This window comes from Reyranella sp., from assembly GCF_004296935.1.
In the GTDB taxonomy this organism is placed as follows: Bacteria; Pseudomonadota; Alphaproteobacteria; order Reyranellales; family Reyranellaceae; genus Reyranella.
Window position 1 is genome coordinate 33,693 of record NZ_SCVH01000017.1, and the last position, 21,043, is coordinate 54,735.

20 protein-coding genes are annotated in these 21,043 nt (G+C 66.1%); 12 read left to right on the forward strand and 8 right to left on the reverse strand.

From position 1 onward, the window contains the following. The first annotated feature begins 14 nt into the window (after window positions 1–14). From EPO55_RS01800 to EPO55_RS01820, 5 genes are all read left to right on the forward strand, one after another. Window positions 15–794 (forward strand): ABC transporter ATP-binding protein, encoded by a 780-nt coding sequence (locus tag EPO55_RS01800; protein WP_296334671.1) that lies wholly within the window; start codon window positions 15–17, stop codon window positions 792–794. An 11-nt stretch (window positions 795–805) separates the two neighbouring features. Next, window positions 806–1,930, forward strand: a complete 1,125-nt coding sequence (locus EPO55_RS01805) for a branched-chain amino acid ABC transporter permease (RefSeq protein WP_296334672.1) — start codon at window positions 806–808, stop codon at window positions 1,928–1,930. A 3-nt stretch (window positions 1,931–1,933) separates the two neighbouring features. Further along, entirely contained in the window at window positions 1,934–3,001 is a 1,068-nt protein-coding gene (locus EPO55_RS01810) for a branched-chain amino acid ABC transporter permease (RefSeq protein ID WP_296334673.1), read from the forward strand. 62 nt (window positions 3,002–3,063) lie between these two features. Continuing rightward, window positions 3,064–4,389, forward strand: coding sequence for an ABC transporter substrate-binding protein (locus EPO55_RS01815; RefSeq protein WP_296334674.1), 1,326 nt, complete (start codon window positions 3,064–3,066; stop codon window positions 4,387–4,389). A gap of 9 nt (window positions 4,390–4,398) precedes the next feature. After that, window positions 4,399–5,244, forward strand: a complete 846-nt coding sequence (locus EPO55_RS01820) for an ABC transporter ATP-binding protein (RefSeq protein ID WP_296334675.1) — start codon at window positions 4,399–4,401, stop codon at window positions 5,242–5,244. A 7-nt stretch (window positions 5,245–5,251) separates the two neighbouring features. Here the strand turns inward: EPO55_RS01820 and EPO55_RS01825 are convergent, their stop codons facing one another. Together EPO55_RS01825 and EPO55_RS01830 are read right to left on the reverse strand one after the other, a co-directional pair. Next, window positions 5,252–5,617, reverse strand: coding sequence for a hypothetical protein (locus EPO55_RS01825; RefSeq protein ID WP_296334676.1), 366 nt, complete (start codon window positions 5,615–5,617; stop codon window positions 5,252–5,254). 56 nt (window positions 5,618–5,673) lie between these two features. Next, entirely contained in the window at window positions 5,674–6,156 is a 483-nt protein-coding gene (locus EPO55_RS01830; protein ID WP_296334677.1) for a carboxymuconolactone decarboxylase family protein, read from the reverse strand. 111 nt (window positions 6,157–6,267) lie between these two features. Here EPO55_RS01830 and EPO55_RS01835 point away from each other — a divergent pair, with 111 nt between their 5' ends. Both EPO55_RS01835 and EPO55_RS01840 read left to right on the forward strand, forming a co-directional pair. Further along, complete coding sequence (locus EPO55_RS01835) at window positions 6,268–7,503, forward strand: AMP-binding protein (RefSeq protein ID WP_296334750.1); 1,236 nt, start codon at window positions 6,268–6,270, stop codon at window positions 7,501–7,503. A 7-nt stretch (window positions 7,504–7,510) separates the two neighbouring features. Then, entirely contained in the window at window positions 7,511–8,305 is a 795-nt protein-coding gene (locus tag EPO55_RS01840; RefSeq protein WP_296334678.1) for an SDR family NAD(P)-dependent oxidoreductase, read from the forward strand. A gap of 125 nt (window positions 8,306–8,430) precedes the next feature. On the opposite strand, the gene EPO55_RS01845 is transcribed toward EPO55_RS01840, so the two are convergent. Beyond that, complete coding sequence (locus EPO55_RS01845) at window positions 8,431–9,459, reverse strand: tripartite tricarboxylate transporter substrate binding protein (protein WP_296334679.1); 1,029 nt, start codon at window positions 9,457–9,459, stop codon at window positions 8,431–8,433. A gap of 168 nt (window positions 9,460–9,627) precedes the next feature. On the opposite strand from EPO55_RS01845, the gene EPO55_RS01850 reads away from it, so the two are divergent. From EPO55_RS01850 to EPO55_RS01870, 5 genes are all read left to right on the forward strand, one after another. Then, complete coding sequence (locus tag EPO55_RS01850) at window positions 9,628–10,497, forward strand: protein-L-isoaspartate O-methyltransferase (protein WP_296334680.1); 870 nt, start codon at window positions 9,628–9,630, stop codon at window positions 10,495–10,497. Window positions 10,498–10,588: 91 nt separating this feature from the next. Beyond that, entirely contained in the window at window positions 10,589–13,255 is a 2,667-nt protein-coding gene (locus EPO55_RS01855; protein ID WP_296334681.1) for a hypothetical protein, read from the forward strand. Beyond that, window positions 13,252–14,256 (forward strand): alpha/beta hydrolase, encoded by a 1,005-nt coding sequence (locus tag EPO55_RS01860; RefSeq protein ID WP_296334682.1) that lies wholly within the window; start codon window positions 13,252–13,254, stop codon window positions 14,254–14,256. Before EPO55_RS01855 ends, EPO55_RS01860 begins: the two co-directional genes overlap by 4 nt. Then, window positions 14,253–14,816 carry an HD domain-containing protein gene (locus EPO55_RS01865; protein WP_296334683.1) on the forward strand — a complete coding sequence of 188 codons (564 nt, stop codon included), beginning with the start codon at window positions 14,253–14,255 and terminating at the stop codon, window positions 14,814–14,816. The genes EPO55_RS01860 and EPO55_RS01865 overlap by 4 nt, the downstream gene beginning before the upstream one ends. Window positions 14,817–15,157: 341 nt before the next feature. Next, window positions 15,158–16,081, forward strand: coding sequence for a serine/threonine dehydratase (locus EPO55_RS01870; protein ID WP_296334684.1), 924 nt, complete (start codon window positions 15,158–15,160; stop codon window positions 16,079–16,081). 489 nt (window positions 16,082–16,570) lie between these two features. On the opposite strand, the gene EPO55_RS01875 is transcribed toward EPO55_RS01870, so the two are convergent. From EPO55_RS01875 to EPO55_RS01895, 5 genes are read right to left on the reverse strand one after another with little or no spacing between them, the layout of a single operon-like run. After that, a complete protein-coding gene (locus EPO55_RS01875; RefSeq protein WP_296334685.1) occupies window positions 16,571–17,119 on the reverse strand; it encodes a hypothetical protein in 549 nt (182 codons plus the stop codon). A gap of 32 nt (window positions 17,120–17,151) precedes the next feature. Next, on the reverse strand, window positions 17,152–17,580 hold the full coding sequence (locus EPO55_RS01880; protein WP_296334686.1) for a PaaI family thioesterase: 429 nt from the start codon (window positions 17,578–17,580) through the stop codon (window positions 17,152–17,154). Then, window positions 17,577–18,590, reverse strand: a complete 1,014-nt coding sequence (locus tag EPO55_RS01885) for a zinc-binding dehydrogenase (RefSeq protein ID WP_296334687.1) — start codon at window positions 18,588–18,590, stop codon at window positions 17,577–17,579. The genes EPO55_RS01880 and EPO55_RS01885 overlap by 4 nt, the downstream gene beginning before the upstream one ends. Before the next feature lie 2 nt (window positions 18,591–18,592). Next, entirely contained in the window at window positions 18,593–20,092 is a 1,500-nt protein-coding gene (locus EPO55_RS01890; protein WP_296334688.1) for a class I adenylate-forming enzyme family protein, read from the reverse strand. After that, window positions 20,093–20,935 (reverse strand): VOC family protein, encoded by an 843-nt coding sequence (locus tag EPO55_RS01895; protein ID WP_296334689.1) that lies wholly within the window; start codon window positions 20,933–20,935, stop codon window positions 20,093–20,095. Between the last annotated feature and the right edge of the window lie 108 nt (window positions 20,936–21,043).

A 21,043-nucleotide genomic window follows, 5' to 3' on the forward strand; every position in this document is an offset into this window, starting at 1 on the left:
CAATGACTACGCGCATGCGTTCATTCAACGAAGTGCTGCTGTCGGTCGAGAACATCAGCCTGTCGTTTGGCGGCGTGAAGGCGCTGACGGACATCAGCTTCGATATCGCCAAGGGCGAGATCCGCGCCATCATCGGGCCCAACGGCGCCGGCAAGTCATCGATGTTGAACTGCATCAACGGCTTCTATCATCCGCAGCAGGGCGCCATCACCTACAAGGGTGTCAGGCGCAGCCAGATGAAGCCGCACGAGGCGGCTGAGCAGGGCATCGCGCGCACGTTCCAGAACATCGCGCTCTTCAGGGGCATGTCTACTCTCGACAACATCATGACCGGCCGCAATCTGCGCATGAAAACCGGCCTGTTCTGGCAGGCGCTTCACATCGGGCCGGCGCAGCGCGAGGAGATCGAGAACCGCAAGGTGGTCGAACGGATCATCGACTTCCTCGAGATCCAGCACATTCGCAAGGCGCCGGTCGGCCAACTGCCCTACGGCCTGCAGAAGCGCGTCGAGCTCGGTCGCGCGCTCGCCGCCGAGCCCGAGCTGCTGCTGCTCGACGAGCCGATGGCCGGCATGAACATCGAGGAGAAGCAGGACATGTGCCGCTTCATCCTCGACGTGAACGACGAGTTCGGCACCACGATCTGCCTCATCGAGCACGACATGGGGGTGGTCATGGACATTTCCGACCGCGTCGTCGTTCTCGACTACGGCCGCAAGATCGGCGACGGCGTGCCCGACGAGGTCAGGAGCAACGAGGCGGTCGTCGCCGCCTATCTTGGCGTCAGCCACTGAGCGGAGTGAACATGTTGGGCCCGTTCCTCGAAACCCTGATCGGCGGCCTGCTGACCGGCGTGCTCTATTCACTGGTGGCGCTGGGCTTCGTGCTGATCTTCAAGGCCTCCGGTGTCTTCAACTTCGCGCAGGGCGCGATGGTGTTGTTCGCGGCGCTCACGATCGCGCGGCTCAGCGGCGAGATCGACGGCAAGGAAGTCCATCTCGCGAACTTCGTCGTGGCGGCGGCGATCCTGGGTGTCGCGGTCGCGTTCATCGGCTGGTACGCGTGGCGCGAGTATGTCGCGCGCGGCGCCGGGCCAGGCGAGCGGCGCAAGCTGCAGATGCTGGCGGCCGCCGGTGCGCTGGTCGGCGGCATTGCAGCCTACAGCTATGGCAAGGGCGCGTGGCCGATCTGGCTGGCGATCGCTGCCACGGCGGCCATCATGGGCCTGCTCGCCTATGCCATCGAACGCTTGGTGCTGCGCCATCTCGTGAACCAGGAAGGCATCATTCTCTTCATGGCGACGCTCGGCATCGCCTATTTCCTCGACGGCTTCGGCCAGACGCTGTGGGGCAGTGACATCTACAAGATCAATCTCGGCCTGCCCAAGGATCCGCTGTTCCTGTTCGAGGGTGTGTTTCCGGGCGGTCTGCTGGTCGATCCCGGTGAACTCGTGGCCGCCGCCATTGCCGCTGGTCTGGTCGTGGTGCTCGCGATCTTCTTCCAGAAGACGCGCGTCGGCCGCGCGCTCCGCGCCGTCGCCGATGACCATGCCGCCGCCCAGTCGGTCGGCATTCCGCTCAACACCATCTGGCTGATCGTATGGACCGTGTCGGGTCTGGTAGCGTTGGCTGCGGGGCTGATCTGGGGCGCCAAGCTCGGCGTCCAGTTCTCGATCTCGCTGATTGCGCTGAAAGCGCTGCCGGTGCTGATCCTGGGGGGCTTCACCTCGGTGCCGGGCGCCATTGTCGGCGGCCTCATCATCGGCGCCGGCGAGAAGCTTTCCGAGGTGTTCCTGGCGCCGATCCTGGTCAAGCAGTTCGATCTCGCCGGCGGCGGCATCGAGAACTGGTTCGCCTACATGCTGGCGCTGGTCTTCCTGCTGTTCCGGCCACAGGGCCTGTTCGGCGAACGCATTATCGAGCGGGTGTAGGGCATGCTTTACCGCGAGGCTGGCCAGTTCAAGACGACCTATGTCGCCGACCAGCAGATCTTCCCGATCCTGCAGGATCGCCTCTTCGTGCTTGCCGTGATCGTGGCGGCCTTCCTCGCCGTGCCGATGTTCGCCTCGCCCTATATCTACACCGAGATCCTGATTCCGTTCCTGATCCTGTCGATGGCAGCCATCGGTCTCAACATCCTGGTGGGTTATTGCGGACAGGTGTCGCTCGGCACCGGTGGCTTCATGGCAGTCGGGGCCTATGCCGCCTACAACCTCTGGCTCCGCGTGCCGGAGCTGAACAACCTCATCGTCGTATTCCTGTTCGGCGGCGTGATGGCGGCGGCGGTCGGCATCCTGTTCGGCATCCCGTCGCTTCGCATCAAGGGCTTCTATCTTGCGGTGGCGACGCTCGCCTCGCAGTTTTTCCTCGACTGGCTGTTTGCGCGCGTGAAGTGGCTGACCAACTACACGCCGTCGGGTTCGGTCGCGGTCGGCAAGCTGGAGGTCTTCGGCTGGCACGTCGACACGCCGGCCGACCGCTATCTGCTGATCCTGGGCCTCGTGGTGGTGGCCACGCTGGTCGCCAAGAACCTGGTCCGCGGCCACATCGGGCGCTCGTGGATGGCGATCCGCGACATGGACATCGCGGCCGAAATCATCGGCTTCCGGCCGCTGCGCACCAAGCTCACCGCCTTTGCCGTCAGTTCGTTCTTCATCGGCGTGGCGGGCGCCATGTGGGCGTTCCTGCGGCTGGGCGCCTGGGAGCCGCTGGCGTTCGACATCAACCGGTCGTTCCAGATCCTGTTCATGGTCATCATCGGCGGCCTGGGCTCGCTGATCGGCAGCTTCCTCGGGGCGGCCTTCATCGTGCTGATGCCGATCCTGCTCAACCAGCTGCCCGGCTGGTTCGGCGTCAGGATGTCGACGGCGCTGCTCAGCCACCTCGAATTCATGGTGTTTGGTGCCATGATCGTCTTCTTCCTGATCGTCGAGCCGCACGGTCTGGCCCGCCTCTGGGCGGTCGCCAAGGAGAAGTTGCGGCTCTGGCCGTTCCCGCACTGATCCACTAGGTTTCTGGCAAGGGCAGGCCGGCAAGGACCGCCCACTTTTTGAGGAGGAACACGATGACACTACGCAAGGCAGTGCTTCTGGGCGCGTCTATCGCGGCGGCGGGATTGGCGTTCGCATCGGCCGCCCAGGCCCAGAACGAGCAGTTCATTCCGGGCCTGATCTACCGAACCGGTGCCTACGCGCCGAACGGCATCCCGTTCGCCAACGGCGTCGCCGACTACTATGCGCTCGTCAACGAGCGCGACGGCGGCATCAACGGCGTCAAGATTCTCTATGAGGAGTGTGACACCGGCTACGCCACCGACCGTGGCGTCGAGTGCTACGAGCGCCTCAAGAACAAGGGCCCGACCGGTGCCGCCTACGTCAACCCGCTCAGCACGGGCATCACCTTCGCGCTGACCGAAAAGGCGCCGATCGACAAGATCCCGGTGATCTCGATGGGCTATGGCCGCTCCGAATCGCGCGACGGCAGCGTGTTCCAGTGGAACTTCCCGCTGCTCGGCACCTACTGGTCGGCCGCCGACATCATCATGCAGCACATCGCCCTCAAGGAGGGCGGCTTCGACAAGCTCAAGGGCAAGAAGATCGTGCTGGTCTATCACGACTCGCCCTACGGCAAGGAGCCGATCGCGCTGCTGGAACAGCGTGCCAAGATGCACGGGTTCACGTTCACGCCGATGCCCGTCACCCATCCCGGTGTCGAGCAGAAGGCGACGTGGCTGCAGATCCGCCAGAACCGGCCGGACTATGTCCTGCTGTGGGGCTGGGGCGTCATGAACTCGACGTCGATCAAGGAAGCGGCCGCGGTCGGCTTCCCGCGCGACAAGATGTTCGGCGTGTGGTGGTCGGGCGCCGAGCCCGATGTCCGCCCGGCCGAGGGCGGCGCCAAGGGCTACCATTCCGCCATGCTGCAGCACGGCGCCGGCCAGTTCGGCGTCCATGCCGACCTCAAGAAGTTCCTCTACGACAAGGGCAAGGGCTCGGCGAAGTGGGACGAGGTCGGCGAGGTCCTCTATAACCGCGGCCTGGTCAACGCCATGCTGGGCGTCGAGTCGATCCGCAAGGCGCAGACCAAGTTCGGCAAGAAGCCGCTGACCGGCGAACAGGTCCGCTGGGGCATCGAGAATCTCGAACTCAGCGCCGCACGGCTCAAGGAGCTCGGCTTCGATGGCATGCTGCAGCCGCTCAAGGTGACGTGCCAGGATCACGAAGGCACGCGCGCCGGCCGCGTCCAACAGTGGGACGGCGCCAAGTGGGTCGTGGTCTCCGACTGGTATCAGTCTGACGACAAGGTGCTGAAGCCGATGGTCGACGCCGCGGCCAAGAAGTACGCCGACGAGAAGAAGCTTCCCGTCCGCGACTGCTCCAAGGAGAGCTGAGCCTCGTCAATGAACCCCGCTCCGGCACCTGTAACAGCGTCCGTCCCTGCCACGTCGATCAACGTCATCGACGTGGCCAACATCGAGGTGATTTACAATCACGTCATCCTCGTGCTGAAGGGCGTCTCGTTGTCGGTGCCGGAGGGCGGCATCGTGGCGCTGCTCGGCGGCAACGGTGCCGGCAAGTCGACGACCTTGAAGGCGATTTCCAACCTGCTGCGCACCGAGCGCGGCGAGGTCACCAAGGGCCACGTCCATTGCCGCGGCGAGCGGGTCGATGGCCTCACGCCCAACGACCTGGTGCGGCGCGGCGTCATCCAGGTGATGGAGGGGAGGCACTGCTTCGGCCATCTCACGGTCGAGGAGAACCTGCTGACCGGCGCCTTCATCCACGGCAGCAAGCGCCGCCAGATCGCCGACGACCTGGAGAAGGTCTATCACTACTTTCCGCGCCTCAGGGACCGCCGGACCAGCCAGGCGGGCTACACCTCGGGTGGCGAGCAGCAGATGGTGGCGATCGGCCGGGCGCTCATGAGCCGGCCCACCACCATCCTGCTCGACGAGCCGTCGATGGGGCTGGCGCCGCAGCTCGTCGAGGAGATCTTCGAGATCGTGAAGAACCTCAACGAGCGGGAAAAGGTTTCCATCCTGCTGGCCGAACAGAACACCAACGTGGCGCTGCGCTATGCCCACTACGGTTACATCCTGGAGAATGGCCGCGTTGTGCTCGACGGCAATGCCACCGCCTTGCGCGAGAACGAGGACGTGAAGGAATTCTACCTCGGCATCGGCGGCGAAGGCCGCCGCTCGTTCCGCGACGTCAAGCACTACCGCCGGCGCAAGCGCTGGCTCTAGGGGCGCTCTACGAACGGACGAGCGTGCTCCATGCCGCAAAGGCAAGGGGCGGCAGCGCAATGAGGTCGGCGATGGCAATGGTGCGCAAGGTGCCGGCCGGATTGCCGTAGAGCGCGTAAAAGCCCAGGAAGCCCAGGATGTTGATCGCCGCGGCCAGCAGGGCGGCGGGACGCACCGGCGCCGACCAGCTTGCCCACAGGCAGAGGATGCCGACCAGCGCCAGCAGGAGCGCGCGGTGGCGCAACAGCACCAGCAGCGTCGAGTCGCCCGGGGTGATGCCATAGAGGCGGGTGAGCGTCTCGGGCACGAACACCGGCGCGATCGGCATCAGGTGAATGGCGCCGACGACGGCGAAGGCGAGCGAAGTCCACATGCGGCCAGCTTCCCTGCCGGCCAGCGTGCGGGCAATTACCCGCGAGGTAAGGGCTCTCAGGCTGCCTTGCTGGCCGCCGCCTTCCTCGGGATCGGCGGCGCGAAGCGGAAGGCCGCCCCCAGCCGGTTCCAGGCGTTGATGGTGGCGATGGCGGTGCTCAGGAACACGAGCTCGCTTTCACTGAAGTACTTGCGGACGGCTTCATAGGTTGCGTCTGAGACGCCGCGGCCGGCCAGATTTGTCAGCGCCTCGGCCCAGGCGAGCGCGGCGCACTCGCGCTCGGAGAAGATGCCGGCCTCGGGCCAGGTCGCCACCAGGTCGAGCTTCTCCTGGGCGATGCCGAGCTTGCGTGAGACGTTGAGATGGATTTGCAGGCAGAAGGCGCAGTTGTTGATCTGCGAGACGCGGAGCTTGACCAGCTCGACGATCTCCTTGTCGAGGCCCGACTCGTCGGCGGTCTTGCCCATCGCGAGCAAAGCGGCCTGGGCGGCGGGGGCGGTCTTCTGGAACGTGTCGTAGGCGATGCGGACGTGAGACATGACGGCTCCATGATATTCGTACTCTGATATTATGCTGATGCCTTGCCGTTGCAAGGCGGGGAGCGGGGTTCTACGGTCGGCAAAAGACCGAGGAAACCCATGTCGAAAGCCATGTCCAAGCACTACGACACGCTGGAAACCCGTTCGCCCGCCGAGCGCGAAAAGGCGCTGATGCAGGCGCTGCCGCAGCAGATCGCCCACGCCAAGGCCAACGCGCCGTTCTTCGCGGCGTGGCTGAAAGACGTCGATCCGGCTGAGGTCACCTCGCGCGCGGCGCTCGCGAGGCTACCGGTGCTGCGCAAGTCGGTGCTCGGCGAGGTGCAGAAGAAGAACCCGCCGATGGGTGGCCTGATCACCGTGCCGATGAGCAAGGTGCGCCACGTCTTCATGTCGCCCGGCCCGATCTTCGAGATCGACACCGACGAGCCCGACTATTTCCGCGGCGCGCGGGCCATGCATGCCGGCGGTTTCCGGCCCGGCGACGTCGTCTACAACACCTTCTCCTATCACCTGACCCCGGCCGGCATCATGATGGAGTCGGCGCTGCGGGCACTCGGCTGCGCCGTGGTGCCGGGCGGCGTCGGCAACACCGAGCTGCAGCTCGACGCCATCGCCGCGATCCGGCCCTCTGGCTATGTCGGCACGCCCTCGTTCCTGAAAATCCTGATCGAGAAGGCGGCGGAGTTGGGCAAGGACATCTCCTCGCTGAAACATGCCTTCGTCGGCGCCGAGGCGCTGCCGCCGTCACTGCGTCAGATGTTCATCGACAAGGGCATGACCTGCCTGCAGAGCTACGGCACGGCCGATCTCGGCACCATCGCCTACGAGTCCGAATCCATTCAGGGCATGACCGTCGACGAGGGTGTGATCGTCGAGATCGTGCAGCCGGGAACCGGCGATCCGGTGCCCGAGGGCGACGTCGGCGAGGTGGTCGTCACTACCTTCAACCGCGCCTATCCGCTGATCCGCTTCGGCACCGGCGACATGTCGGCGGTGCTGGCGGGCCCGAGCCCGTGCGGGCGCACCAACATGCGCATAAAAGGCTGGATGGGCCGCGCCGACCAGCGCACCAAGGTGCGCGGCATGTTCGTCGATCCGGAGCAGATCGCCGAGATCGCGAAGAAGCACCCCGGGCTCGGCCGCCTGCGCCTGGTGATCGACTGGGTGAACCAGGCCGACGTCATGACGCTCAAGGTCGAGAGCGCCGACACCGCGCCGGCGCTTGGCGCGGCGCTGGAGGCCACGGTTCGCACGGTCTGCAAGGTCGGCGGCAAGGTCGAGTTCGCCAAGCCTGGCAGCCTGCCCAACGACGGCAAGGTGATCGACGACGTCAGAAAGTACACGTGAGGACGGGATGGAACTGGGTCTGGGCAGCAAGCACGCACTGGTGACCGGCTCGACCGCAGGTATCGGCTACGCAATCGCCAAGGGCCTCGCCGCCGAAGGCGCGCATGTCGTCCTGACCGGCCGCACCCAGGCGGGCATCGACGCCGCCTTGAAACGCCTGCGCGATTCGGTGCCCGAGGCCAAGGTGACCGGCATCGCCGCCGACTGCGCGACCGCTGAAGGGGCTGATGCGGTGTTTGCGCGCGTTCCCGAGCTCGACGTGCTGGTGAACAATCTCGGCATCTACGGGCGCAAGCCCGCCTTCGAGATCGACGATGGCGAATGGCGGCGCTTCTTCGAGGTCAATGTCATGAGCGGCATCCGCTTCACCCGTCACTATGCCCCGGGCATGGCCCGCCGCGGCTGGGGCCGTGTCCTTTTCGTGTCGAGCGAATCGGCGCTCAACATCCCGCCCGAGATGATCCACTACGGCATGACCAAGACCGCCCAGCTCTCGGTCAGCCACGGCTTCGCCATGGAGCTCGCCGGCACGGGGGTGACGGTGAACGCCCTGCTGCCGGGCCCGACGCACACCGAGAACACCGACCGGCTGCGCGCCGAGCGGGCGAAGGCAGCCGGCGTGACGGTGGCCGAGATCGAGGCGGCCTTCCTGCGCGACCACAGGCCGACCTCGCTGATCCGCCGCTTCACCAGCGCCGACGAGGTGGCGGCCCTTGGCGTCTATCTCTGCAGCGAGGCGGCGTCAGGCACCTCGGGCGCCGCCATGCGCGTCGACGGCGGCGTCGTGAACCAGATCATGTGACCCCCTCCGCCAAAGGCGCTGTAAACAGCGCCGGCGCGGGGCACCTCCCCCGAGACGGGGGAGCAGAAGAGGCTTCCCTTCCCCCGTCTGCGGGGGAAGGTGGCGCGTAGCGCCGGAAGGGGGGCTTAGTTCACGTCGAGCTTGAGGCCTTCCTTGTCGATCACGCCCTTCCATTGGGCGATCTGGGCGTTGACGAAGCCGCTGAACTGCTCGGGCGTACCGTAGGCGGGGAAGCCCGCCATGGTCTTGAAGCGCTCCTTGGTCTTCTCGCCGTCCAGCCAGGCCTTCATCTGGGCATTGAGCGAGTCGACGGCCGGCTTGGGTGTGTTGGCGGGCAGGAAGACGCCGAACCAGGTCGAGACGTCGAACGGCTTCAGCTCGGGCATGGTCTCGCAGATCGGCACCAACTCGGGCGTCATCGGGTTGCGCTCCTTCGAGGTGAGCCCGAGCGCGCGCAGCTTGCCCGCGCGGACGAATTCGATGGAGGTCGTGAGGTTGTCGAAGAAGTACGAGGTGACGCCGGCCATCAGGTCCTGCAGTGCAGGTGCCGCGCCGCGGTAGGGAATATGCTCGGCCTTGGTGCCGGTGAGCTGGAGGAACCAGGCGCCCGACAGGTGCGGCGATTGGCCGGTGCCCGACGAGGCATAGGACACCTTGCCGTTCTGCGCCTTCAGCCAGGCGACGAATTCCGGCACCGTCTTGGCCGGCACCGAGGGGTGCACCACCAGCACGTTGGGCGCGGTCAGCACGCACGACACCGGGATCAGGCTGGCCGGCGTGTAGGGCATGTTGCGGTAGAGCGAGTAGCCGATCGACTGCGGGCCGATGTTGCCCATCAGGATGGTGTGGCCGTCGGGCGCGGACTTGACCACCTCGTTGGAGCCGATGACGCCACCGGCACCCGACTTGTTCTCGACCACGCAGGTCTGGCCCCAGGCCTGCTGCAGGTGGGCGGCCAGCAGGCGGGCCACGATGTCGGTGGTGCCTCCGGGAGCCGCCGGGACGACGATCTTGACGCCCTGGGTGGGCTTCCAGGGCGACGAGCCGCTCGACTGGGCGCCCAGAGTCCGGGGCAGCAGGGCGGCGGCGGGCAGGGCAGCGGCGGCGCCCGTGGCCAAACGAACGGCAGTGCGACGGGAAAGGCGGCGGATCATCGTTTCCTCACGGTTCTCTACTCATCGGGCGCGTGCCGTACCACGGGCCCACTGGCAAATCCGCCACAATTCCCGTATCTAGTCGCTGTGCGGCTGCCCCCGATTCGCCGGGCTCTTCCGGCGGGTTCGCCCCCCCCTCTCACGGGGTCCGCGCCAAGGAGGACTATCTTGAAGAGGCGCACTTTCGTCTCCGGCACCGCGGCGCTCGCCGCGGCCGGTTTCGGCTCGCCGGCAGTCGCCGCGAGCATCAAGCCCTACAGCTGGGATCTCAACCCGCCAACCGACACCCGCGAAAACTTCATCGCCTGGGGCAAGGCGCGCGGCGAGGATTCCGTGTTCCTCGGCCAGCGGTGGGACCGCTTCCAGGCGCTGCTGAAGAACAAGGACGTCTGGGGTGCGGCCACCATCCGCGCCTTCCTCCTGACGCCGCGTGAAGAATTCGCTTCGATCAGTGCGGCGATCCACAAGCGTGCCTACGAACATGCCTTCCTCGACATCGGCTATGGCGTCACCATGTCCGGCCCGCACATCCAGGGCCGCATGACCAACGTCATTGACGTCAAGCGCGGCGAAAAGGTGCTCGAGATCGGCACCGGCTCGGGCGTGCAGTCGGCCTATATCGCCAATCTCACCGAGAATGCCTACACGATCGAGATCATCGCGCCGCTCGCCGCCCGCACGCGCGCGCTGTACGACAAGCTGATCGACAAGGGCTACACCGAGTACAAGCACATCAAGACCAAGGCCGCCGACGGCTACTACGGCTGGGAACAGGCGGCGCCCTTCGACAAGATCATCGTGACCTGCGGCATCGATCACGTGCCGCCGCCGCTGTTGCAGCAGCTCAAGGCCGGCGGCCTCATGGTCATTCCGGTCGGCCCCCCGGGCGCCCAGCGCGTGCTCAAGGTCGCCAAGACCCAAGGCGCCGACGGCTCAATCACCACCAGCCGCGAGGACATCTACGGCGGCAAGATCGTGCCCTTCGTGCCCTTCACCAAGCTCGACGGCGACAAGATCGCCGGCACGCACAACCGCTGACGTCGATACGCCTACGCTACAGGGCCGCGCCATGAATGCGCGGCCCTGATCGGCCGCAACGACGGCCCAACAACAACGGAGCCCCCTCCCTTTGACCGTCTCCGTCGATCTCGACAATCGTCCGTCGCTTTCCTTCTATTTGTCCGTAGGCCTCGTCGCCGGCAGCATCATCGCGCTGCAGATCGGCATCATGCGGGTGTTCTCGGTCGGCAGCTGGGCCCATTTCGGCTCGCTGGTCGTCAGCCTCGCCATGTTCGGCTTCGGCCTCACCAGCGCGGTCATGTGCGTCGGCAAGGGCTGGTTCGAGCGCCACTGGGAAGGCGCGGTCAAGGGTGCGCTGCTGGCCTTCGGGCCGCTGATGGTGGTCTGCAACCTCGCTGCCCAGCAGGTGCCGTTCAACGCCATCTTCCTGATCTCCGACCCGATGCAGAAGTGGCGGCTGCTCGCCAACTTCGTGCTCTACTTCATGCCGTTCCTGGCCGGCGCGCTCTATCTCGGCGTCGTCTTCCTGAAGGCGCAGAAGACCTTTAACCGCGTCTACTTCGCCGACCTCGTGGGCTCGGGCCTGTGCGGGCTTTCCGTGCTGCTCGCCATGTACTTCTTCAAGCCCGACGACCTCATCATGGCGCCGCTGCTGCTGTGGCTGGCCGGTGGCGTTCTGTGGTTCGTGGCGATGGGCGACCGGCGCGGCATCGCGGTCATCGTGGGCGTGGCGGTCCTGTCGGCCGCCGTGCATTACGCGGCGCCGCCGCTGCTCGGCATCCCCAAGCTCTCGGTCTCGGACTACAAGGGCGTGTCCTACGCCCGTAAATTTCCGGACGCGCAGCGCACCTACGAGCGCGCCTCGCCGTTCGGCTATCTCGAGGTCTATTCCAGCTCCTATCTGCATTTTGCCCCGGGCCAGTCCGACAACGCCGCCTTCAATGTCAAAAAAATGCCGGAGAACGCCTATCTCGGCCTCTACATCGACTCCGAGGGGCCGGCGGGCGTCATAAAGGATCTGCCGGCCGACGAGACGCCGTATTTCCGGTATCTGCCGATGTTCTATCCGTACCTGCTGAAGAAGGATCCCAACACCTTCGTCGTGCAGTTCGGCGGCGGCATCTCCACCGCGGTGGCGCTGAAGTCGGGGTCCAGGCACGTGACCGTGGCCGAGGGCAATCCCGCGCTGCTGACGGCGTTTCGCGAGGACAGGGGGCTGCGCGCCTTCACCGGCGACGTGCTGAACAACCCCAAGGTCACCGTCATCGACTATGACGGCCGCCTCTATGTCGCCGGCACGAAGAACCGCTACGACATCATCGACCTGTCGCTGGCCGATTCGGCGGGCCTCTCGAGTCCGGGCGGCTTCTCCATCGTCGAGAAGTATTCCTATACGCGGGAGGCCATGAGCGCCTACATGCGCGCGCTCACGCCCGGAGGCATCCTTTCGGTCACCTTGTGGAACAAGGAAGAGCCGCCCAAGTCGGTGCTGAAACTCTACGCCACCATGGTGGCCGCGGCGCGTGACGTTGATGGAGGCAAGGACGTCGCGCAGAAATTCTACGTCGTCTCGTCCTACCTCTCGACCGCGACCGTGCTCTACAAGCGCGACGGCTTTACGCCCCAGGAAGTGGCCGAGCTCAACGCCCACACCAAGGCGATGTCGTTCGACGAGATCTACTATCCCGGCCTGAAAGTCGACACCTCCGACCTGAAACAGATCCTCTCCGACTATCACGACCAGTTCTTCTTCACGGGCGAGCAGGCCGATCCCACGGGACCCTCGGAGAAGGAGCCGAACGACAAGCCGCCGCCCGGTGCTCCGGGCGCTCCCACCGAAGCGAAGGCTGACGGCACGCCGCCGACCGCCAAGGTGCCCGCCACCGTGCTGGGCCGGCTCGCCTGGCACTATCTGATCAACGGCGGCTGGCAGAAGGAAGTGGCGGACAACTACGTGTTCGACACCCGCATCCTGACCAACCACCAGCCGTACTTCGCCGCCTACATCAAGGTGGGCGACCTCTTGAAGTTCACCGACCGGCTCGAGCTGGTGCAGGATGAATGGGGCTATCTGCTGCTGTGGGCGACGCTGGGCATCGCCACGATCTTCGCGCTCACCCTCGTGCTGCTCCCCGTGATCTTCGGCTGGCGCACGATCTTCAGCCGCTATCCCGGCAAGGCCGGCACGATGCTCTATTTCCTCTGCCTTGGCCTCGGCTACATCATCGTCGAGGTCGGCATGATCTCGCACTTCATCCTGGCGCTCTCCAACGCCACGGTGTCGGCGTCGGTGCTGATCACCGGCATGCTGGTGTTCTCGGGCTGCGGCAGCTTCTTCTCGGAGCGCTATCTCGACCGGGCACGCACCTTCATGCCCAAGGTCTTCCTCGCCATCTTCGCGATCCTGGCGCTCTACGCCTTCACCATCGACTACGCGCTCGACTGGATCGGCACCTTGCCCTATGCGCTCCGCATCGCGCTCTGCATGCTGCTGCTGTTTCCGCCCGCCTTCCTGATGGGGTTCCCCATGCCGACGGCGATGACCACGCTCGGCCGCCTCGGCAAGGACCACATGTTTCTGTGGGCCTGGGGCATAAACGGCTGCTTCTCGGTGATCGGCGCCGCCCTGGTGCCGATCGTGGCCACCAGCTTCGGCCTGCCCGCTGTCGTGCTGGTGGGTGCCTTCGCCTACCTGATCGCCTTGCCTGCCTTCTTCTCCGTCCTGATGCCGCTCCAGCCCCAGGCAACGGGGGTGGGGCGGCCCTCGGCGGCGTGAAGCGCCGTGCGCTGCTGGCCGGGGCGATCCTGATGCCCACGGCCGCGCGCGCGCAAAGCAAGCACCAGTCCAAGCCGGCGGCGAAGAAGCCGCCGCCGCCTCCGCCCCCGCGCGAGGCGAAAACCCAGCTGGTCGACTTCAACGCCTCGCCGTTTCCCTATCGCGGCTTCATTCCCAACACGACCAGACCCTTCCTCGACGCCCGCGACGGCAAGCGACGCGGCCACACGAGCCTGCGCGGCGATGTCTACTGGGAGGATGCGACCTACAGCGACCGTCGCTCGTTGCTCTATTTGCCACCGGGCTTCGATCCGGCGCGGCCGGTCCTGATCGTGCTTTATCTCCACGGCCAGGGCGCCACGCTCGAACGCGACGTGATGGTGCGTCAGGCCGTGCCGCGGCAGGTGGCCGACACGGGCCTCAACATCGCCCTGGTGGCACCGCAGCTCGCGCTCGACGCCGGCGATTCCAGCGCCGGCAATTTCTGGCGCGGCGGCCATTTCGCCAAATATCTCGACGAGGCCGCGGAACGGCTGATGCGGCTCTACGGTCAACGCAGCGCCGGCCGCGGATTCAATCTCGCCTCGGTTGTGATCGTGGCCTACAGCGGCGGTTATCTCTCCGCCGCCTATGCGCTGGAGCGCGGTGGCGCCAACCATCGCATCAAGGGCGTGATCCTGATGGACGCGCTCTATGGCGACGAGGACAAGTTCGCCACCTGGTTCGCGGCGCGCCGGCGCCAGGCGTTTCTGCTGAGCGCCTACACCGACTCCACCAAGGAAGAGAACGCCACGCTCCAGGGCCTGCTGGCCAAGCGCCGCATTCCTTTTACCCGCAGCGTTCCCCGGACGCTGTCGCCCGGTACGGCGGCGTTCGTGGCCACCGGCGGCCTCGACATGCATGGCGATTTTGTTACGCGCGCGTGGCAGCCGGACCCGCTGGAAAAAGCGCTCTCCACGATTCCCGGCTACGCGCCGGTTCATGCTAAAAAGGGCGCATGAGCGATACCCCCGTGAGCGATCCTGTCCGCCAGGAACTTCTGGAAATCTTCGTCGGCCGCGCCACGCGACGCTATGGCTTGAGCGAGATCAACCAGCTTCAGCACGCGCTGCAGGCCGCGGCCCTGGCCGAGGCCGACGCGGCCACGCCCGCCACCGTGCTCGCTTCGCTGCTGCACGATGTCGGCCACATGATCCACCACCTGGGCGAGGACCCGGCCGCGCGCGGCGTCGACGACGTGCACGAGGAACTGGGCGCCAAATGGCTGGCGGAGCGTTTCGGCCCCGCCGTCAGCGAGCCCGTGCGCCTGCATGTCGCCGCCAAGCGCTATCTCTGCACCATCGAGTCCGACTATTTCGGCAAGCTCGCGCCCGACTCGGTGCGCAGCCTGGAACTGCAGGGTGGCCTGATGTCGGCCGACGAGATCGCGGCCTTCCGCGCCAATCCCTTCCATGCCGAGGCGGTGCGTCTCCGGCGCTATGACGAGGAGGCGAAGGACCCGCAGGCGCAAACGCCGGATTTCGACCACTATCTGCGTCACCTTCCGACCTGCCGTAAGTGACTCTCTTTCTTCTCCTCCCCCGCTTCGCGGGTAGGGCTATCGCATATGATTTAAGGATCCCTCACTTCGTTCGGGATGACACCGTTCTCTGCATCAGCGTACTGCGCAAATCCCAGCAATAGTGTCATCCCGAACGAAGTGAGGGATCCTTCGCTTCTGCTCAAAACGCGAGCTGCTACGACCTTTTAGGCCATATGCGATAGCCCTAGCTTCGCGGGGGAGGTGTCCCCGAAGGGGACGGAGGGGTCATGAACCCCATACCTTTGCCTTCGACCCCTCCGGCCCTGCGGGCCACCTCCCCCGTATGACGGGGGAGGAGAATGAGATGAAAAGAACGTGAAATGATCTCCCGTACCGACGTCGAGGCCGCCTGGGGCCTCATCCGCCCGCATGTGCGCCGCACGCCCGTGATCGAGCTCGCATCGGGTGCACTCGGCATCGCCGCACCACTGGCACTGAAACTGGAATCGCTGCAGCTCAGCGGCTCGTTCAAGGGGCGGGGCGCCTTCCACAAGCTGCTGGCCTCCAAGGTCCCTGATGCCGGCATCGTCGCGGCCTCGGGCGGCAACCACGGGGCCGCCGCGGCCTATGCCGCCCGGGCGCTGGGCCACAAGGCCGAGATCTTCGTGCCCACCGTCGCCTCACCGACCAAGGTGGCGCGGCTGAAAACCTACGGCGCGGTCGTCCATCAGATCGGCGCCGTCTATGCCGAGGCGCGGGCCGCCTCGGAGAAGCGCGCGGCCGAGACCGGCGCGCTGATCGTGCCGGCCTATGAAGACCCGGTGGTGTTCGCGGGCGCGGGCAGCGTCGCGCTGGAATTCGCCGAACAGGCCAAATTCGACACGCTGCTGGTCGCGGTGGGCGGCGGCGGCCTGATCGCCGGCTGCGCCGCGGCCATCGGTGCCGCGACCAGGATCGTGGCCGTCGAGACTGAAGGCACGCCGACGCTGCACGAGGCGCTGAAGGCTGGCCGGCCGGTCGACGTCAAAATCTCCGGCATCGCTGCCGATGCGCTGGGCGCCAGCCGCATCGGGGTGCCCAACTTCGAGGTGGCGCAGAAGCTGGTGCGAGACTCGGTGCTCGTCAGCGACGACGCCGTTCGTGCCGCCCAGCGCGCGCTGTGGGAAGAACTGCGCATCGTGGCCGAGCCGGCCGGCGCCACCGGCCTCGCGGCGTTGATGGCCGGTGCCTACAAGCCGGTGGCGGGCGAGCGGGTGGCGACGCTGGTCTGCGGCGCCAACACCGATCCCGGATCGGTGGTTTGACAGCACTGCAAGCAGCACCGGCAATTTGCAAGTTCAGCAGGTTTTAGGCTATATTTCCTGTAGGCTGGCGCTTGGACTGCGCCGGCCGTTTCTTTGGCATGACCCGCCCGCGCACGCCGCGGGTACGACGCAAAATGAGCGTGAGGGTGCAGCCGCCACGGGTCCTGACCCATGGACAGTCCCAAAAATGACCCCGTCTCAACGCCACGCCGAATAACGACGTGCGAACAGACACTTGAACGACGCCTGGACACAGGTGCGCCGGGGCATGCGTTATCAAAGAAATCCGGGAGTCGCGTAAAAGCCTATGAAATAGGGCTTATCCCGAAGTCTGGCCCAACGCGGGGCTCAACACGCGCGCGTTTCAGGTGGGCCCAATGAGTGGGCGAAAAGACTGGATTTATTGGCTTTCCGGCGCGCGGACGGCCGAAAATCTTGCCGCCGATCTGGGCCAATTTTCGCGCGTTGGGCCAGCGTCGACGCGTGACCCTAGCGCGTGACCTCGGTCACCACGGCGCGGTTGGCTTTGCTGCCGTCGCTGAAGTCGTAGCGGATGGCGAACTTGTCGGCGGGCGAGATCCACCAGCGCGAGACCGAGCGCTGGCCCTTGTCGCCATGCTCGTTCATCTCGATCACGAAGGTGTCGATCATCTTGTCCTGGGGGCCGGTGCGCTTCTCGGTGCGCACGACCGTGAGCGTATAGTTCCAGGTGCTGCCGCCCACGCTGTAGCGCGCCTCGATCTTCCTGCCGACTTCCAGCGGCCACAGGCGCTCGGGCCGGAGTGCCGCGATATAGGCCGAGGTGTCGGCGCCGTCCGGCGAGGGATTGTCGAACAGGAGCGCGCGCAGCTTGAAGGGCTTGCCGCCCAAGCGGTCCATGTTGCAGTCCACGCCATCGCGGCCGCGCGAGGTGACTTTGACGCCGCTGTCGTAAGTGAAGGTCGTGCCGGGATCGGGACAGTCGAACGCCATCGTCTGGGCGGCGGCGATCCCGGACGAGAACAGAAGCGTGGCGAGGACGAGGGAAGAAAGGCGCATCGGCTTGGGCCCGATCATAGCCGAACCTTGGGTCAGCCGGCCAACGTCGAGTAGGTGGCGCGGCCGACGGCGACCAGCGCCTTCTGGTCGTTGAACATGTCGACATCGACCAGGCCGACGCTCTTGCCGGCGCGGCGCACGCGCGCCGTGGTGGTGAGCGCCGTCTTGATCGCCGGCCTGAGATAGTCGACGCGGAAGTTGATGGTCGGCAGGCCGCGGCGCAGCGCCATGATCAGCGCGTAGTCGCCGACGGTATCGATGATCGCGGCGATCGGCCCGCCATGCCACTGGCCGGTGCCCTTGCCGCGTTCGAATTCCGGCCGCATGGCGCAGCTCATGGTGACCAGCTCCCTGGCCGGATCGGCCTCGGTGACTTTCAGGCCGAGGAAGGCGATGAAGGGCGAATTGTCGAGCATCGCCTGCAGTTCGTCCCCGCTCAGGGGCTTTGGCGCGTCGGTCATGGCGCCACCACGATCTTGCCGAAGACTTCCCGGTCCTCGATGACACGCAAGGCTTCGCGCGCCTCCTCGAGCCTATAAATCTTGTCGACCAGCACCTTGAGCTTGCCCTGCTGGACCATTTCCAGGAGCGTCACGATGTCGGAGCGCGCCCAGCCGTTGGAGCCCAGCACCTTCAGCTCGAAGGTCCAGATGAAGCGGATGTCCTCCTGCGGGTCGTAGCCTGCGGTGGCGCCGCAGGTCAGCAGGCGGCCGCCCACCTTCAGGCACTTCATCGACTTCACCCAGGTGTCGCCGCCGGTGTAGTTCACCACCACGTCGACGCCCTGATCGGTGCCGGCGCCGCGCCGCGTCGGCTTGCCGTACATCGCGAAGACTTCCTTCATGAAGTCCTTCTCGACGTAGTTGATGGTCTTGTCGGCGCCGAGTGCCGCCAGGCGCTTGGCCTTGGCGTCGGTGCCGGCACAGGCGATCACCTCGGCGCCGGCGATCTTGGCGAGCTGCACGCAGCACACGCCGACGCCGCCCGAGGCGCCCAGGATCAGCACTTTCTCGCCCGCGGCGACATGGCCGTTGGTGCGCATCATGCGCAGCGCCGTGCCGTAGGCGACGGGCAGCGCGGCGGCGTCGGAGAACGACACGCCCTCGGGTATCTTGACGAGTTGATGGGCTTTGGCGCGGCAAAGCTCGGCCAGGCCGCCATGGATGGTCTCGCCCATCAGGCCGCCCTCGATCCGGTTGATCGGATCGACCAGGACGCGGTCGCCCTTGCGCCAACCGGTCACGCCGGCGCCGACTTCGGCGATTTCGCCGGCGACATCGAGGCCCATGATGCAGGGCATCGGCACCTTGATGCCGGGCATGCCGCGGCGGGTGAAGACGTCGTGGTAGTTGAGCGACGCCGCCTTCACGGCAACGATCACGTCGCCCGGGCCGGGCTGGGGATCGGGGAAGTCGGTCTCGAAATTCAGGCGGTCCGGTGCGCCATGCTCGCGGACGACAGCAGCTTTCATTGTCACACGTCTCCAGTGGGAATCTGTCGGGCAAGCACGCGCTTGTCGATCTTGTTGGTGCCGGCGAGCGGCATCTCGTCGACGAAGAAGACGCGGCGCGGATGCTGATAGGCGGGCGCATTGGCCAGCGCGTAGGTCTTGATGGCCTGTTCGTCGAGGTCGGTTCCGTTCGTCCGCACCACGAAGGCGATCGGCTTGTGGCCCTTCAGCTCGTCGGGGACGGCGATGACGGCTGCCTGATGGATGCCGGGATGACGCTCCAGCATCTTCTCGACCTCGCCGGGATAGATGTTCTCGCCGCCGCAGACGAACATGTCGTCGACGCGGCCGACGAAGTAGAAGAAGCCGTTCCCGTCGCGGCGGAACACGTCGCTGGTGCGGTAATAGCCGTCGGGCGTCATCGCCCTGGCCGTGACCTCGGGCAGCTTGTGATAGTGCGTCATCAGCGCGCCGCACTTCATCTCGAGCGCTCCCTCGTCCTCTACTTCCCGGCCGTCGCGCACCAGGCGGAGCTGTACCTCGGGATGCGGATAGCCGGTCGAGAGTTCGGGCTGCGGGATGCCCTTGGGGTGCGGCCCGAAGACGACGGGCCCCGCTTCGGTGGTGCCGTAGCCGTTGCTGATCACCGCCTTGGGAAACACGGCGCGCACCTGGTCGATCAACGCCTGGGTGATCGGCGCCGAGCCCATGCGCACGGCCTCGACTGCCGACAGGTCGTGGCTGGCCAGCAGCTCGCGCTCGCGCAGCAGCATGGCGATCATGGTCGGCACCGAGGTGAGGAAGGCCACGCGATGCCGGGCAGCAGCCTCGACATAGCCCCTGGTCGTGAACTGCGGCAGCAGCACGACGGTATCCCCGTGCGAAAAGGTGGTCTGGCACATGGCGAGACCGTTCATGTGATAGAGCGGCGCGGCGATCAGGGCGCGCTGGCCGAGCGGCGCTGCGCGCCGTGTCCGCTGGCTGATCGCCCAGAGGTGGGAATAGTGCGACAGCACCACGCCCTTGGGCCGCCCGGTCGAGCCCGAGGTGTAGAGGAACAGCGCCGGTTCGCCGGGCTGCATCTTGATCGGCGCGAACGGCCCCTCATCCAAGAGGGCGGGGAAGTCCTTGTCGAAGGAGATCTTGGGGACGCTGTCGGGGGCCAATGGCAGGCGCGCGTCGTCGCCGATCACCAGCTTGGCGTCGCAGTCACCCACGATGTAGGCCACCGTCTCGGCCGGCAGCTTGTAGTTCACCGGCACGGAGACGAGGCCCGCCTGCATGGTGCCGAGGAAGGTGAGCAGAAATTCAGCGCGGTTGGCGGACAGGATGGCGACGCGGTCGCCGCGCTTCAGGCCGCGCTTCAGGAGGCCACGGGCCACCGCACCGCTCAGCCGCCGGATGTCGGCATAGCTGTACGTCCGGTCGCTCCCGTTGCCGCCGGCGTCGATCAGCGCCAGCGCCTCGCCCGGCACGTCGCGCGAGATGGCATCGCCCTGGTTGTCGTAGGGGATCTCGACCATCTACTCGACGAACTCCAGAACGGCGTTGAAGGCCTGCTTGGCCGGGACGACGACGCGGTTCTTGTCCTGCACCACGCCCTCGATCTTGCCGGCGTGCAAGGCGCGGGCCGCCTTGGCGAGCGAGGTCGTACGGAAGCTGAGGCCGGCCATGTAAGCCTTGCGTCCCTCGGCTTCGGGGACAGAGGCGCCGAACTCGGCCTTGAGCGTCGGCTCGGTGACGATGTCGAAGCGCGAGTTGCCGACGATCACAGTCTTTCCGCCCGGGATATCGCGCACGCTGTCGGTGCCGAACATGTCGGCATAGAGCTTGGCCGCCGCCGCCGGATCGGGCTCGACGATCAGGGCGCGGGCCACGGCCACGGTGCCGTTGGCGTGATGGCGCCATTCGTCGCGCCACACCAGCTCGCGCGTGAAGTGATGACAGTAATAGATGCGGCCATAGGGCACGACGCCAGCCTTCATGCGCACCGTGCGGAAGCGGGCGTCATATTCCTTGCCACCGATCTTCACCGGCCGCGTGAACTCGACCGGCGGGTCGAAGGGCAGGTTGGCCTTGGCGAGGGCGGCGTAGGTGACGGCCGAATCCTCGGAGCCGAACACCAGGCCGTTCAGGCCGGCGGAATAGGTGAGGAGGTCGAGGCGGCCCGAGGAGGCGCTCTTGGGAATGGCGATCAGCTCGAGGTAGTCGGTGCCGAACATGGCGAGGTGGTTCATCGAGCCCAGCGAATGGTAGCCGCGTTCGGTGAGCGTGAAGCCCAGCCGGCGGTAGACGTCGGCAGCGCGGTCCATGTCGTCGCGCGCGTTGATGACGACGTGATCGAGCGTTGGCACGGGCAAAGTCATGCAGAATTCCCCTCGTCTCCCAGCGTCCCGCATCTTGGCACGCCGGGCGAGGAAATCATTTCCAGGATTTCGCGCAACGGGAGAATGACCGCCCAATGTCGACGGCGT

What these genes read in the sequence shown, in the direction of transcription:
- EPO55_RS01800 (WP_296334671.1), top strand. Translation starts at nt 15, where the DNA reads ATGCGTTCATTCAACGAAGTGCTGCTGTCGGTCGAGAACATCAGCCTG.
- EPO55_RS01805 (WP_296334672.1), top strand. Translation starts at nt 806, where the DNA reads ATGTTGGGCCCGTTCCTCGAAACCCTGATCGGCGGCCTGCTGACCGGC.
- EPO55_RS01810 (WP_296334673.1), top strand. Translation starts at nt 1,934, where the DNA reads ATGCTTTACCGCGAGGCTGGCCAGTTCAAGACGACCTATGTCGCCGAC.
- EPO55_RS01815 (WP_296334674.1), top strand. Translation starts at nt 3,064, where the DNA reads ATGACACTACGCAAGGCAGTGCTTCTGGGCGCGTCTATCGCGGCGGCG.
- EPO55_RS01820 (WP_296334675.1), top strand. Translation starts at nt 4,399, where the DNA reads ATGAACCCCGCTCCGGCACCTGTAACAGCGTCCGTCCCTGCCACGTCG.
- EPO55_RS01825 (WP_296334676.1), bottom strand. Translation starts at nt 5,617, where the DNA reads ATGTGGACTTCGCTCGCCTTCGCCGTCGTCGGCGCCATTCACCTGATG.
- EPO55_RS01830 (WP_296334677.1), bottom strand. Translation starts at nt 6,156, where the DNA reads ATGTCTCACGTCCGCATCGCCTACGACACGTTCCAGAAGACCGCCCCC.
- EPO55_RS01835 (WP_296334750.1), top strand. Translation starts at nt 6,268, where the DNA reads ATGTCCAAGCACTACGACACGCTGGAAACCCGTTCGCCCGCCGAGCGC.
- EPO55_RS01840 (WP_296334678.1), top strand. Translation starts at nt 7,511, where the DNA reads ATGGAACTGGGTCTGGGCAGCAAGCACGCACTGGTGACCGGCTCGACC.
- EPO55_RS01845 (WP_296334679.1), bottom strand. Translation starts at nt 9,459, where the DNA reads ATGATCCGCCGCCTTTCCCGTCGCACTGCCGTTCGTTTGGCCACGGGC.
- EPO55_RS01865 (WP_296334683.1), top strand. Translation starts at nt 14,253, where the DNA reads ATGAGCGATACCCCCGTGAGCGATCCTGTCCGCCAGGAACTTCTGGAA.
- EPO55_RS01870 (WP_296334684.1), top strand. Translation starts at nt 15,158, where the DNA reads ATGATCTCCCGTACCGACGTCGAGGCCGCCTGGGGCCTCATCCGCCCG.
- EPO55_RS01875 (WP_296334685.1), bottom strand. Translation starts at nt 17,119, where the DNA reads ATGCGCCTTTCTTCCCTCGTCCTCGCCACGCTTCTGTTCTCGTCCGGG.
- EPO55_RS01880 (WP_296334686.1), bottom strand. Translation starts at nt 17,580, where the DNA reads ATGACCGACGCGCCAAAGCCCCTGAGCGGGGACGAACTGCAGGCGATG.
- EPO55_RS01885 (WP_296334687.1), bottom strand. Translation starts at nt 18,590, where the DNA reads ATGAAAGCTGCTGTCGTCCGCGAGCATGGCGCACCGGACCGCCTGAAT.
- EPO55_RS01890 (WP_296334688.1), bottom strand. Translation starts at nt 20,092, where the DNA reads ATGGTCGAGATCCCCTACGACAACCAGGGCGATGCCATCTCGCGCGAC.
- EPO55_RS01895 (WP_296334689.1), bottom strand. Translation starts at nt 20,935, where the DNA reads ATGACTTTGCCCGTGCCAACGCTCGATCACGTCGTCATCAACGCGCGC.